The sequence below is a fragment of the Geobacter sp. SVR genome, from assembly GCF_016865365.1.
GTDB lineage: Bacteria > Desulfobacterota > Desulfuromonadia > Geobacterales > Pseudopelobacteraceae > Pelotalea.
In genome coordinates this window covers 3,553,142-3,567,487 of sequence record NZ_AP024469.1, presented here as the reverse complement: position 1 = coordinate 3,567,487, position 14,346 = coordinate 3,553,142, and the positions used below count along the sequence as shown (strand labels likewise).

Genomic DNA, 14,346 nt, shown 5'->3' with positions numbered 1-14,346 from the left:
GAAGTGATACAAAAGCACCTTCCCTGCATCCGATTACAAGCGTCTGCTGCCACTGTGATTGCTGAACATGAACCGTGAATCTGCATCCATAGCGAAAATCACCCCTCCGGGTGTCGCGGATATCGTTCAGCGTGAGCGCTTGTTCAGCCTGCTGGACAAAGGCAGGGACACATCGCTGCTCTGGCTGTCCGCTCCGGCCGGCTCCGGCAAGACCTCCCTCATCGCCAGCTGGCTCGAATCCCGCGAGATTCCCTGCATCTGGTACCAGATCGACAGCGGTGACGCTGACCTGGCCACGTTCTTTTATTACCTCGGACAGGCGGAAGCCAGAATGAACCGGCGGAAGAAGCGCCTGCCGCTCTTCACGCCCGAATACCGCCCCAAAACCGAAACGTTCACCCGTCGCTTCTTTGAAGAACTGTGCCTGCGGATGTCCCTCCAGGTGCCGGACGGTTCAGAACAATGTCCCGTCCTCGTGCTGGATAACTACCAGGAGCTGCCTCAGGATGCGTCGTTCCATAGCATGCTGCAGCACGGGATCGACGCCCTCTCGAAGGGATGCACGGTCATCGCCATCAGCCGGTATGGTTTTCCCCCGCCGTTCGCCCGTTTGCGCGCCAACAGGCGGATGGCCCTGTTGGGGTGGAACGATCTGCGTTTTACCCTGGATGAGTCTCTGGAGATGCTGCACCGGGACGGATCCGGCATGGAGTTGGGGGAGGCCGCCGAAAACCTGCACCATCTGACCGACGGCTGGGCCGCCGGACTCGTCCTGATGAAGGAGAGCATCCTGCAGCAGTACCATGGCAGCAGTATCTCCGACAGCCATGCCCAGCAGGAGATGTTCGATTATTTCGCCAGCGAGATATTCGGCAGGACCCCTGCTGATACACAGCGTTTTCTGCTTATGACCTCCTTTTGCCCCTCCCTGACTGCAGGCATGGCTGAACGGCTTACCGGCATGTCCGGGGCCGCCAGCATCCTGACCGAGTTGAGCCGCAATCATTATTTTACGTACTGGATCCCCGGGAACACGCCGGTCTACCAGTATCACCCCCTTTTTCGCGATTTTCTGCGCGCCAGGGCCCGGGGATTGTTCACCGCGAGCGAGCTGTCCGGGATCCTGCAGTCCAGCTCCGCTCTTTTGCTGGAGATGAATTCCGTAGCTGAAGCGGTCGAGCTTCTGGCCGAATCACGGGATTTCGACGGTATCGTCGAAGTCATCCTCGTCTCTGCCCAGTCCCTGATCGAGCAGGGGAGAAACAGGACCCTGCTGCAGTGGCTGTCCCATCTGCCCCAGGAAACGCTGGAGCGTGATCCGCACGTGCTTTACTGGCAGGGGGTGGCTGTTCACCCCTTTGATCTTCGTGCCGGAGAACAAAGCTACAGCCGGGCCTTCCACGCCTTTATCCATACCTGCGACACGACCGGGGCGCTGCTGGCCTGGTCGGGCATCGGTCTGAGCATCATCACCGAATGGAAGGATTTCTCCCGGCTGGACCAGCAGATTGTGTGGCTGACAGCCGACATGGAACAGCAGGTGGACGCGCTGCCCCAGGACATGCAGGCGCGCATAACCGGCGTGATCCTGCTCAGTTTCAGCTTCAGGCAGCCATGGCACCGGAACGTCGTTTTTTACGAGGAGCGGGCCGAAGCATTGCTCCGGCATGGTGCCCTGAAGTTTGAGAGCCTCCTGACGATCGGCAATTTTCTGCTGCTGCACTACACCAAGACCGGACAGCTGGTCAAGGCAAAGGTCCTGCTGGATATAATCGATCCCCCGACAAGGAAACGCGGAGATACCGCAGGCCTGGAGCTGGTGCTGTGGCGCCTGCTGAGCGCTTCATACCATGGTCTTACGGCAAGCAAAAAGGAATGCCTCGAGGGAGTCGCCCTGGCATTGGACTGTGCCGATTCCACCGGCATGCATGTGTACGATATCTACATGCTCTTCTATGGGGCCCTGGCCGGTTTCATCGATTTCGAACGCAAGGTGGTCGATGGTTTCCTCGAACGGATAGCTGCGCTTCAGGGGGCGGAAGGCCTCATCTATCCTATCGTCAACAACCAGATCATGGGGTGGAAGCACATTCTGGCAGGGAACAGCCAGGCAGCACTGGAGCATGTGGAAACCGCCCTGGTATTGACCAGGAGCCTGGGAGCCCCTGTCGAGATTGCCATCAATGTCATTGCCAGGGCGCAGCTGCTCTCCGAGCTGGGGCGGCAGGAGGAAGCCGGGCGGAGCCTGGACGCTGTAGGTACGGGAAATGCCATCCATTGCGCCTATGTCCAGTACATGTACTGGTGCATCATGGCCTGGATGGAATTCAGGGAGAAGGACCGGGCCGGGGGGATGCAGCATCTGCAGCAGGCTATGCAGCTCGGCAGCCAGCACCGGATCATGATGCACCATTTCTGGAACCCCCGTATCATGGCCGCGCTTTGCTCCAGGGCATTGGAAGCCGATATCGAACCGGAGTATGTCCGGGCGCTGATCAAACGGCACCGGCTGGCTCCCCAAGCCAGCCATGCGGAAAGCCGGGATTGGCCCTGGCCGTTGCGGATCCACACCCTGGGGCGTTTCGAAATCGTACGGCATGGGGAACGCCTGGTATTCAGCGGCAAGAAACAGGAGAAGCCTCTTTCCCTGCTCAAGGCGCTCATCGTTCATGGCGGCCGGGAGGTGCCGGCCGACTGGCTCTGCGAGGCGCTGTGGCCGTCCGCCATGGGGGACGCCGCTTACAGTTCGCTCAAGATGGCCCTGTCGCGCCTGCGGCGTCTCCTGGGGGACGATCATCTGGTCGAGATGCGCGAGGGGAAGCTGTCGCTGAATCGCAGCATGTGCTGGGTCGATGCCTGGGCCGTAACCGGGTCGGCCGGCAGGATCGATGCCCGGCTGCGCCGGGAAGAAGACGGGATAACCGCCGCGCGTGACAACAGCCTGGCCGGTCTGGTGGACGAGATGATACGGATGTATGCGGGAGAGTTCCTGAGCGGCGAGAAAACCGAATACTGGGAAATCAATTTCCGCAGCCGCCTGCAGTATGCGTTTTTGGGCGCAATGAAAGCGTTTTGTGCCGGACTGGAACGCGCCCAATGCTGGGACACCGCTCTCACCTACTACCGCCGGGCCCATGAGGCGGATCCGCTCGCAGAAGAGATATACCAGCGGCTCATGGTCTGCCATAACCGTCTTGGCCAGAAGGCAGAGGCGGTGGGTATCTACCACCTGTGCCGCACGACGCTTCAGGCAGCCCTCGGCATCACCCCTTCCAGCCAGACCAGGAAAATTTACCACTCGTTCATACAAGATAAATAAAATCCAATTTAACTTGTATGTGTTACCCCATCCGTTACCCGGTCCATGGTTTTCTGCTGCCGTTCAGCAGCGCCTGCTTGTTCTCCCAATTGCAGAGCCGGCCCCCACCGGGTACATATGTTGCATGATTTCCCGAGCCGGGGAACCGATGATGTCAAGACTGCGGCACAAGCCGGGCATCGGCCGGCCACAGAGAATACCTCCATGAAATTCGATGATATGAAACTGCGCTCTATCGCCATAATTGCCGTAATGCTCACCATCATCGCCTGTCTTGTTGTTCATCGCGCCGTTGCACAAGGAATGAGCGACGCCTCGGACATTGTCGCCACCATCGGCGTCCTGCTGGCAGCTGTCGTCACCATCGTCGGCCTGACCTGGATCGCATCGAGGTGGCGCGGCAGCGAAACCGAGGCTGCCCTTGAAGCCCTGCGTCGCAGCGAAGACCAACTGCGCCTCATTCTGGACTCGGCTGCCGAGGCGATCTACGGCACCGACCTGGAGGGAAACTGCACCTTCTGCAATACTGCCTGCGTCTGCCTGCTCGGTTATTCCAGCCCGGACGAACTGGTGGGGAAAAACATGCATTCCCAGATTCATCACTCCCACAAGGATGGTTCGCCCTTTCCGGAGGCGGAATGTCCCATTCATCTCTCCCTCTGGAAAGAGGGGGGTATCCATGTTCACGACCAAGTGTTCTGGCGTGCCGACGGCACCTGTTTTCCGGTGGAGTTCTGGTCATATCCCCAATTCCGCAACGGCGAAATCGTCGGCGCTGTGGTGACGTTTCTGGATATATCGGAGCGGATCATGGCCGAGGAGAACGTGCTCAAGCTCTCCCGCGCCGTGGAGAACAGTCCGGCCACCGTGGCCATAACCGACAGCCAGGGCATCATCGAGTATGTAAATCCCAAATTCACCCAAACCACCGGATACCTGCCCGATGAAGCCATCGGCAAGAACCCGAGGATTCTCAAGGCTGCGGTACAGTCGGACGAGTTTTACCGGGAGCTGTGGGCTACCATCTCGGAGGGCAAGGAATGGCGCGGTGAATTCTGCAACAAGAAAAAGAACGGGGAAATTTACTGGGAATATGCCTCCATCTCTCCCCTGCGTGATGAGAGCGGAGCCATTACCCATTATGTGGCGGTCAAAGAGGACATCACCGAACGGAAACGCATCGCGGACGAGCTGCAAAGGGCAAAGGATGAGGCCGATGCGGCCAACAGGGCCAAATCGCAGTTTTTGGCCAACATGAGTCATGAAATCCGTACCCCCTTGAATGCCATTATCGGTTTTTCGGCCCTGGCGCTGGAACACGAACTTTCGCCGCAGCTTCTTGATTTCGTCGGCAAGATCAGTACCTCCGCCGCTTCGCTGCTGAGGATCATCAACGACCTGCTGGACTTTTCCAAGATAGAGGCGGGCAAGCTGGACATGGAGAGCACCGAGTTCAGGCTTGACGAAACCCTTGCCCATGTCATGGCCGTTGTCCAGCAAAAGGCTGCCGAGAAGGGGCTGGAACTGCTGCTCGACGTTTCCCCCCAGGTGCCCGGTCATCTGATGGGCGATCCGTTCCGGCTCACCCAAGTCATCATCAACCTGCTGGGCAATGCCGTAAAGTTCACGGAAACCGGAGAGGTGGCATTGAGCGTTGCGCTTCACGAGCAAAAGGGCGACAGCGTAACGTTGCGCTTTTCGGTACGGGACACCGGGGTGGGGCTCACGCCCGAATCCCTGGCCAAGCTGTTCCGTCCCTTTACCCAAGCCGACGGCTCCACGACCAGGCGATTCGGTGGCACCGGCCTGGGGCTTTCCATCTCGAAACAGTTGGTGGAGATGATGGAGGGCGAGATCTGGGGCGAGAGCGAGCCGGGGCAGGGCAGCAAGTTCAGTTTTACGGCCCGGTTCGATCTGGCAGGTGAGGGTCATTCACCGAATGTCCCCCTTATGCCCGGCGAAAGACGGGGCATGGATGCCCGCGCAGCAGCCGGCTGGTTGACGGGGGTGCGGCTGTTGGTCGTGGACGACAACGAAATCAACCGGCAGCTGGCTTGGGAGTTCCTGAAAAAGACCGGGGCCACGATCGATCTGGTCGCCAGCGGCAGGGAGGCGGTGGACAGGGTCGCCGGGGAAGCCCGGGGGTACGACCTGGTGCTGATGGATGCGCAGATGCCGGAGATGGACGGCTACGAAGCAACCCGCCGGATCAGGGCTGATGGCCGCTTTGGGCGGCTCCCCATCATTGCCATGACAGCCCACGCCCTGGCCGAAGAGGTACAGAAAAGCCGGGATGCAGGAATGGACGACCACATTACCAAGCCGATCGACGTGCAGACCCTGTTCAGGACCATTCAGACCCATCTGCGCCGGCCGCTTCCGGTGCCGCCATCTCCCGCTCCGGGAGGGGTGGGGCAGGAGGAGGGAGTTGTCATCCCTCCCATCGAGGGGCTGGATTCGGACCACGCCCTGAAACGCGTTGAAGGAGACAGGAGGCTGTACCTGCAGATAGTTGAAATGTTCGTGCTCGGGCATGCTGACTCGCCGGCAGCCATCGCCGCAGCACTGGCCGAGGGTAATCGGGAACTCGCGGAGCGGATCGCTCACACCACCAGGGGAATAGCCGGAAGCATCGGTGCATCGCATCTCCAGGAAATCGCGGCAGCCCTGGAACAGGCCATCAGACATGGCGAACACCGGCATTCGCTCGATGGGATCCTGCAACGCTTCGAGGCCGAGATGCACCGTCTCGTACGGATTCTGAAAGAGGCCCTGCCTGCCGCAGACAGCCAACCGGATGATACGGACACCGGGATCGACATGAGCAGGGCCGGAGTGACACTGCTTCACCTGTATCGCTACATTCGTGAAAACGACAGCCGGGCCGAATTTTATCTGGACGAATGCCGGAAAGAGCTGGCAGGATTGCCACGGCAAGAGGTCGAGCGGCTCAGGTCCGCCCTGGCCGGCTACGACTACGATGCGGCCCTGGTGATTCTGGCCGCGCTTTCGGAAAGAATGGGGATCCCGCTCCCCGTGCCGGGGGAGGATCAGTTGCCATGATGAGGAACATGGATGAGCAGCGCGCTACGGTCCTCATCGTCGATGATGCACCGGAAAACATACGGCTTCTCAACGGCGCCCTGATGGACGATTACATCGTCAAGGTGGCGACCAGGGGGATGAAGGCTATCGAGGTGGCCCGATCCACGCGGGTGGATATAATCCTGCTCGACGTGATGATGCCGGAGATGGATGGCTTCGAAACCTGCCGCCGTCTGAAGGCGGACCCACTGACCAGGAGGATCCCGGTCATTTTCGTAACGGCCCGCGACGAGGTGGAGGACGAATCGGTGGGATTCTCCTGCGGCGGGGTCGACTACATCACCAAGCCGATCCGTTACCCCGTTGTGCGGGCACGGATAAAGACCCACCTGGCACTCTACGATCAGAAACGGGCCCTGGAGAGCATCGTGCGGGAGCGCACGGCCGAGTTGACGGAAACCCGCAGGGAGATTCTCAATCGTCTCGGCCGGGCGGCGGAATACCGGGATAACGAAACCGGCATGCATGTCAGCAGGGTGTGCCGCTATTCCCGGATCATTGCCCTGGAATACGGGCTTCCCGAGGAGGAGGCGGAACTGCTTTACAACGCGGCCCCCATGCATGACGTGGGAAAGATCGGCATTCCCGACAGCATTCTGCTCAAGACGGGCAGGCTTGACGAGGAGGAGTGGCGCATCATCAGGAGCCATTGTGAAATCGGCTACAAGATCATCGGCTCCCATGCCTCCGATCTGCTGAAGTGTGCTGCCGTGCTGGCTCTGACCCATCACGAGCGATGGGACGGCAGTGGCTATCCGGCCGGACTGAAAGGGTACGACATCCCGGTTTTCAGCAGGGTTCTCGCCATTGCCGACGTCTTTGACGCCCTTACCAGCGTGCGCCCCTACAAAAAGGCCTGGCAGGTCGACGAAGCGGTCGAGGAGATCAGGAGGTGCAGCGGCACGCACTTCGAACCGGAGATGGTACAGGCCTTTTTACGGCGCATTCCGGAACTGGTTGAGATAAAGGAACAATTTGCCGATCCGAATGAACCGGACATCACTGACCGAGCGACGCCCACTTTGCAATCCCTATGACAACAACCCGGAGAACATTATGAACCTGATCAATTTCTACATGAACCTGTCAGTAAGAACCAAACTGTATATTTTTTCGGGGTGCTTTTCGTTCTGGCTGGTCGTTATCGCGGTATTGGGGGTTTACAATACCCATGGGGTTACTGCCGGAGTTGTAGAGGCAAATAAAACCATCAACGATATCGTGCACCTGGAGGAGTTGAGCAACGAATGCGTATCGCTACGGCTGAACCTGGTGTACGGGTTGATCCATACCACCAGGGACAAATTCGACGGAACAATGATCGATGCGGATGCCCGGATCAAGCGTATCGACCAGATGCTCGCTGCTTCCCGGCAAAACCGATCGATTCGGGATGATGAAGCGAAACAGGCTGCCGCACTCGACAATGCCTGGACGCGCTACCGCGATCAGGCCATGAAGCTGATGGCACTCGAAAAGAGCCTGTTTCCCGGCGACCGCTCGTCGGCCGTTGCCTTTGCCGTGGACAACGTCGCTCCGTTATACAAGGATCTGGATTCGGCCATAACCGGTTTTACCAAACACTACCAAAGCCTGAACAGCGAGATGTACAAGAAAGACCTGGCCCAGGCCAAGCTCTTCGAATGGCTGAGCGGGGGATTGGCCATTTTTTCGATCCTTCTGGCCGCTTTTTTCAGCTGGCTGTTGACCCGCAACATCACCAGGCCAATTTTGTCGCTGTCCCATAACGCCCGCCTGATGGCGGAAGGTGATCTCAGGGTGGAGATCAAGAACAATCTGCGTGATGAGATAGGCCAACTGGCCGAGTCATTCACACTGATCGTGAATTGCCTGAAGGAAATGATCAGCACCCTGGCTGATTCATCCTCCCAGATTTCGGCTTCGTCCGGGGTCATGCAGGCAAGTGCCGACAGTATGGCGAATGCAGCGGATCACGCGGTCGTGCAGACCACCGCCGTCGCAGTTGCCACCGAAGAAATGTCGGCCACATCCGGCGACATCTCGCAAAACTGCAACCTGGCCGCTGAGAGCGCCCGACGGGCCAATGACGTGGCGGGTCATGGCGCTGAAGTCGTGGAAAACACCATTGCCGTCATGCAGAGGATCGCCGAGCGTGTGCATGCGTCCGCGCGGACCGTGGAGGAGCTTGGCAGGCAGAGCGACCAGATCGGCTCGATCATAATCACCATCGAGGATATTGCCGACCAGACCAACCTGCTGGCGCTCAATGCGGCCATCGAAGCTGCCAGGGCAGGGGAGCAGGGGCGCGGCTTCGCCGTGGTAGCGGACGAGGTCAGGGCGCTTGCGGAGCGGACCACCAATGCCACCCGTGAAATCGGGACGATGATCAAGTCCATCCAGAACGACACCAAATCTGCCGTTGCCGCCATGGAGAAAGGGGTTGCCGAAGTCAAACAGGGCACCCATGAAGCCGGGCGTTCAGGTGAGGCCTTGCGGAGCATTCAGGAGGAGATCAACAATCTCAATATGCAGGTGCAGCAGATGGCGGTCGCCGCCGAAGAGCAGACCGCCACGACCTGCGAGATCAGCGGCAACATCCACCAGATCACCGACGTCGTCAAAAGCACGTCGGACAATGCCCGGCAGTGCGTTGTGCTCTCGCAGCAGCTCGCCACCCTTTCCACGGCGATACAGGAAGTTGTCGGAAAATTCACCTTCTCCGAATCGAATACCTTCTTTGCCTGGAACAGCAGTTACAGCGTCGGTTTTGACCCGATGGACCAGGAACACAGGAAACTGGTGGAGATCATCAATCAGCTCTATGGCGCCATGCGGCAGGGCAAGGGCAACGAGCGAATCGGTTCCACGCTCGACGCCCTGGTGGAGTACACCAGAACCCATTTCGCACACGAAGAAAGGCTGATGAAGGAGACCGGCTATGCCGCCTACGAAGAGCATAAACGTGAGCACGACAATCTGTCGGCACAAGTTCGGGCAATCCAGGAAAAATATCGTTCGGACAGCGTATTGAGTTTGGAAGTGATGAGCTTTGTCAAGGAGTGGCTGGTGAACCATATCCAGGGATCTGACAGGCGTTACGGCCCGCATCTAAGGAAGAGCGCCCGTACGTCCAGAGCTGCCTTCCCCGCTATCTGAAGGCAGCGAGAACGGATCGGATTTCGACCGCTAGCAGGAGCGCTGCAGTATCACACGCTTCATGAGCTATCATGCCACGAGTATGAGATTACGGAAAGTAGAGTACTGATAACACGTCAATGCCCTCTGTCTCGTTCCAGGCTTCCGTTCAAGGACGACAGATCTGAGGCCATTCATTTTGAACAATGTGTCGCATTCGCATTGGTAGCAGGTTGACGTCCGCCTGGATGAAGTGGGGTGCTGGAGGTGGAAGGAGACAAAGCATAAAGAAACGGATCTATAACCAATAATCAGGCCATGATGACATAAGCTGTCATATGGTTGTTGTAGCATGCTCTCCCAAGGAGGGCATGCCATGAATATTCAAGAGTTTCGTAACCAGTTTCCCGACGAGGAAACCTGCCGGCGCTATCTGGAACAGATGATTTGGCCTTCAGGCCGTATCTGCTCCCATTGTAGGGGCGTGAAGTCTTGGGACATATCGGCAAGCGGCAAGCGGCAAGCGTCTGGGACTGTATGAATGTGCTGCCTGTGGCAAGCAATTCACCGTCACCACTAAGACGCCGCTGCATAGTACCAAGTTACCGCTGAGGACATGGCTGATGGCCATGTACTTCATGATCAACTCCAGCAAAGGTATTTCTTCGGTTTACCTTGCGAAGTGGATCGGCACATCCCAGAAGACAGCCTGGAAAGTCGGCCATGCCGTTCGGGCGATCATGGCTTCCCAGGCAGACGCCATGCCTGGCCTTGCCGGAATCGTTGAGCTTGACGAGAAGTACCTTGGCGGTAAACCACGCTATCAGAAAGATATCAAACATAAGCGCGGCAGAGGCACCGCCAAATCATGCGTTTTTGTAGCCGCAAACCGTGATGGTCAGGTGCGGGCAAGCGTTGTGGCAAACGACAGCTACGCAGAACTTGCTCCACGGGTTAACCGGTTTATTGACACAACAGCCGGCCTTATGAGCGACCAGCTTCCTGTTTACCAGAAGGTCGCAGAAGATTATGCCAGCCACGCGTCAGTGAATCACGGCGCCAAGGAGTTCGTGAACGGCGACGTTCATAACAACACGGCTGAGTCGTTCAATGCCATTCTTGAACGGGTCAAACAGGGTGTGTTCCATTTCCTGAGCAAACTGCACCTTCAACGATATATCAGCGAAGTGGTCTTCCGCTGGAACCATCGCTACCCGGCAAAGGAAATATCAAAGAACGGCGTGAAAAAGATCATCTACAAGGCAAAGCCGATACTTGAACAACTTCAATCACTGCTGATGCATGCGGTTGGAACTCAACTCAGAAGATCCACTGTTGGCGGGATCTTAATACCAAAACCTGCTTTTCGGTTATAGGTCCGTAAAAAAAAGCCCCGCGTGTAAACGCGGGGCTTTTTATCGGACACATTCAGTTCAGACTGGATTAGAAGTTTGGTCCCGTGCCGCCGGTACCACCGGTACCGCCGGTCGAACCGGTCGGCAGGGTGCCGTTATTGGGGAGCTCGTTTACAGCATCGGCGATCGTGTTGAACGAGGTTGTCGAAATACTCGTACCAGCTGCTGCCCCCGAAGCTGCAGTTGCCAGTGCGCTTTCCGATGCAGGTACGGTGGTATTGACAGAAGTTGCAATGTTGGCCGCAAAGGTATTCACATCGGTGTTGGAAGCCCCCGACGCAATTGCATCCCCCAGAATTTCATTCAGGGTGATAGCAACTCTGTTGGAGCTGGTAACCGTTGCAAGCGAATCAGTGAGGGGATTGGTAATGCCCAGTTTAGTCAGAGCTGCAGTGAAGTCGATTTTTGCCTGACCGGACAGTTGGTTCAGAACGGTGGTGATCGGGGTGATAGCCGTTGCGCCAGCCGCAGCGGTGAGTGTAGGCGCTGTTTTGGAGGTGTTGGTAGCCAGGTCGAAATATGTTCCACCGGTCGAGGTCACAGCCGCGCCAGGCACCAGAATCGTGTAATTACCGTTGGCATCGGTAGTCGCGGTGAGTGCTGAATTTGCAAATGAAACAGTGGCGCCGTTTACCGGCCCCTTGACAACCTTACCTGTGGGGGCCTTGGCGGCATCATCCCCGCAACCTGCTACCATCAACATCCCGGCCAGCAATCCGACGAAACCGAACATCTTCAAGAACTTTTTCATGTGTTGTTCCCTCCTGTTAGTGTGTATTGCCAAGTCAACTAGTCAAAACATATTGAATATTAGGCTAGCATTATATAAGGGATTAAAGGAAGCATGTCAATGTTTTAAAATGTGAGGTCAGAGCGTTTCGCCTGCTGATCGCTTTTTCCAGTAAATCTATAATACTTTACGTTGAGGAATCGATTTTTCAGGCTGTTTAGTCCTTATATCTGAGCCAGGATTCCCGCAGCCTGTCCAGGTGTCCTCTGATGTAGGCCTCGCTCAGGCGGTCACGGTTATAATAGGCCCGATAGAGGGCGGTGACCGGTTGAGGATTGATGGCCAAGGGATACGGGGCAAGGTAGTTGAGGCTGCCCCTGGGATCATTCACGTTATGATTCTTGAGGGTAGTCTCTTGCGCATATGACCATTCATCCGTGCCGCGCACCTGCATGGAGTAGTAGTGCTTCATGTCCCTGCCGAAGGTCAGCGGAAAGCTGAACTGGATGCCGGCCGCCTGCCAGCGTTTGTCATCCGTGCCTGCGGTGTTTTTGTAATAAACGGAAACAGCAGAGTCTCCGAAGAAACGCTTCATTTCCACGGAAAAACCGGTGTCCTGAGCCCAGAACCTACCACCGGTCCCTTCCAGATACAGGTCGAGCGGACTCAGATAATAGCGGTATGAACCCAGGTAGGAGGTCACGTCCTGATGGGTCCGATCGTTTTCGCCGTAGGCTTGGAGTACGCGGAAACGGTGCGTTCCGTTGCCCGGGCTCCACATCGCTTCATTGAGGGTGCCATAGATGTGGGGCTGTATCAGTCCCGCCCCCAGGTTGACCATGAGATCGGGGAACGGCTTGAAGGCCTGGAACAACATCAGCCGTTCCATACGCGCCGGATTGCGGCTGCTGCTGTAGACCCCGCCATCGTTCAGGTTGTCGCTCCATGCAATCGGGATGTCCCAACGCGCGTTGATTACCGCGCCTTTCCAGGCATTGACCAGCAGGTCCGGTTTGATGGACAACACATAGTCGAATACGCCGAATTCGGTGCCTATGAACGTAGTCAGGCCGGGGTAAATCATCAAAGAACTTTTCAGGAATCCCTTGTTGGCGGTGCCGGACAGAAAATCCGCGTCATCCGTGGCAGTGTCGAAGCTGACTGCAAGTGCGTCATTGAGTTCGCCCCTCGTGACGCTACCTTCCAGGAATCCCTGAACCGTGCGCAGCGGCATGGTCAACCGCACCATCGGGATATCATGGCGTTTCAGTACCATACGAAGCGATTCGGTACCCTCCGGGGCCATTTGTGAGGCAATGCCGGCTACCATTCCCACGCCGTCCAATTCATTGTGATTGAATCGCGCGTTCTCGTACTCGATCACAAGTGCGGAAGAACTGGTCGTTCCCACGCGTACATTGATAAAGCCTTCCTGTACCAGCCGGTCGCGCAGCGCGGTTATAGTGGTTACTGGTGACTGGAGATTGGGGATTGGCGGGGCGACAGGGACCAAGGGGCCAGAACCCGAGGCAGAAAAATCAGAGGCTGGGGATTGGGTATTGGGGATCGGTGAAACCGGAGAATCGGATGCTGGTGACTGGTGATTGGGCGAGATTGAGGTTGTACCCTGTTTTTGGACAGGGTGCATCGAATCCTGCTTTTCAGAAGAGGATACCACTCCCCTGCTTTCAGAAGAAGGCTCAGTCTCCGGGATCTGGTTCTCAGAAGGTTCTGCCGGTCCCCGGTTCCCGGTCCCCGGTCCCTGCTTCCTGACTTTGAAATCCAACGGCAGGCTGAAACCTACCGCAACATCGAAGTTGCCCGGCTTGTAATCAAGAGAAGTTTTGGCGGTAGCAGTGAACTGGATCGGTACTTTCCAGAACTGGGGCAATACAATTCTGGCTCCTACGTTCGTCTCCCTGGTATCGTACTCTCCCAGCAGGTATACCCAGTCGTGGGCCTTGAATTCGCCACCGGCAAAGACACCTTTCATGCGGTCGGGGCCGTCGCCGTAGCCGACTGAGAGGCGGAGGCGCCAGATGTCCTGCGAACCGACAATGTATTTTGTCCTAAAAAAGGTTGCTCCGCCTCCGATGTCTTCAATACCGGCAGCTAATACCGGGATGTAAGAGTATCTTCTGAAAAGCGGTTCACTAGTTACCTTTATACTTGCAGAGAGGTCTCGGATTATAAAACCGCCTTGCTGAGATGTCAGTTCGGTGAACCTTCCGCCCAATTCTACAAAGTTAAAAAGGCCTACCGAGAATAGATAATTTTCCTGAATTTTCCCGTCATTTCTAAATTCTAAGTCTTTTTGATTCGTATAGAGCCCGTAGAACCACCCTTCTTCAGTCACATGGGCGCTGGGGGTGTTGAGGATACCAGTATATCCCTGCAGTGAGAGGCCGTTGTGGAAGGTTGCTGGTTCCGCTGAAGCTATTCCGCTTGAAATACAAACACTCCCTATTAAGAAGAGGCAAAGCCAATATCTCACAAACTCCTCGCTTTTCAGAACCTTCAGAAACATGTTCACCGTTTATTTCACACACAGGCTGCAGAGATACTGGAATACAGCCGACCCACTAACAGTCAATGAATGCTCAAGTTCTTGATTTTCCAGTTTTTACCCCACCTCTGGGGGACAGGGCGAATAGATAATT

The 14,346-nt window shown here is 56.7% G+C and carries 6 protein-coding genes and 1 pseudogene; 5 read left to right on the top strand and 2 right to left on the bottom strand.

Going from position 1 to position 14,346, the window contains the following annotated elements; genetic code table 11:
• The first annotated feature begins 67 nt into the window (after positions 1-67).
• The 5 genes and pseudogenes from GSVR_RS16580 (at position 68) to GSVR_RS16560 (ending at position 10,917) form a co-directional block, all read left to right on the top strand.
• Entirely contained in the window at positions 68-3,319 is a 3,252-nt protein-coding gene (locus tag GSVR_RS16580) for a BTAD domain-containing putative transcriptional regulator (RefSeq protein WP_173198627.1), read from the top strand.
• A 204-nt stretch (positions 3,320-3,523) separates the two neighbouring features.
• Positions 3,524-6,382, top strand: a complete 2,859-nt coding sequence (locus GSVR_RS16575) for a PAS domain S-box protein (protein WP_173198625.1) — start codon at positions 3,524-3,526, stop codon at positions 6,380-6,382.
• Positions 6,379-7,461 carry an HD-GYP domain-containing protein gene (locus GSVR_RS16570; protein WP_203978701.1) on the top strand — a complete coding sequence of 361 codons (1,083 nt, stop codon included), beginning with the start codon at positions 6,379-6,381 and terminating at the stop codon, positions 7,459-7,461. The genes GSVR_RS16575 and GSVR_RS16570 overlap by 4 nt, the downstream gene beginning before the upstream one ends.
• Positions 7,462-7,480: 19 nt before the next feature.
• Entirely contained in the window at positions 7,481-9,562 is a 2,082-nt protein-coding gene (locus GSVR_RS16565) for a bacteriohemerythrin (RefSeq protein WP_173198623.1), read from the top strand.
• A gap of 355 nt (positions 9,563-9,917) precedes the next feature.
• A pseudogene (locus tag GSVR_RS16560) lies at positions 9,918-10,917 on the top strand (IS1595 family transposase).
• A 67-nt stretch (positions 10,918-10,984) separates the two neighbouring features.
• On the opposite strand, the gene GSVR_RS16555 reads toward GSVR_RS16560, so the two are convergent.
• Together GSVR_RS16555 and GSVR_RS16550 are read right to left on the bottom strand one after the other, a co-directional pair.
• Positions 10,985-11,707, bottom strand: coding sequence for a hypothetical protein (locus GSVR_RS16555; protein ID WP_173198621.1), 723 nt, complete (start codon positions 11,705-11,707; stop codon positions 10,985-10,987).
• Between the two features lie 196 nt (positions 11,708-11,903).
• Positions 11,904-14,213, bottom strand: a complete 2,310-nt coding sequence (locus GSVR_RS16550) for a YjbH domain-containing protein (RefSeq protein WP_203978700.1) — start codon at positions 14,211-14,213, stop codon at positions 11,904-11,906.
• Between the last annotated feature and the right edge of the window lie 133 nt (positions 14,214-14,346).

Bases quoted from the DNA above. Each gene is read 5' to 3' on its own strand.
- GSVR_RS16555 (WP_173198621.1), bottom strand. From the start codon at position 11,707: ATGAAAAAGTTCTTGAAGATGTTCGGTTTCGTCGGATTGCTGGCCGGG.
- GSVR_RS16580 (WP_173198627.1), top strand. From the start codon at position 68: ATGAACCGTGAATCTGCATCCATAGCGAAAATCACCCCTCCGGGTGTC.
- GSVR_RS16550 (WP_203978700.1), bottom strand. From the start codon at position 14,213: ATGTTTCTGAAGGTTCTGAAAAGCGAGGAGTTTGTGAGATATTGGCTT.
- GSVR_RS16570 (WP_203978701.1), top strand. From the start codon at position 6,379: ATGATGAGGAACATGGATGAGCAGCGCGCTACGGTCCTCATCGTCGAT.
- GSVR_RS16575 (WP_173198625.1), top strand. From the start codon at position 3,524: ATGAAATTCGATGATATGAAACTGCGCTCTATCGCCATAATTGCCGTA.
- GSVR_RS16565 (WP_173198623.1), top strand. From the start codon at position 7,481: ATGAACCTGATCAATTTCTACATGAACCTGTCAGTAAGAACCAAACTG.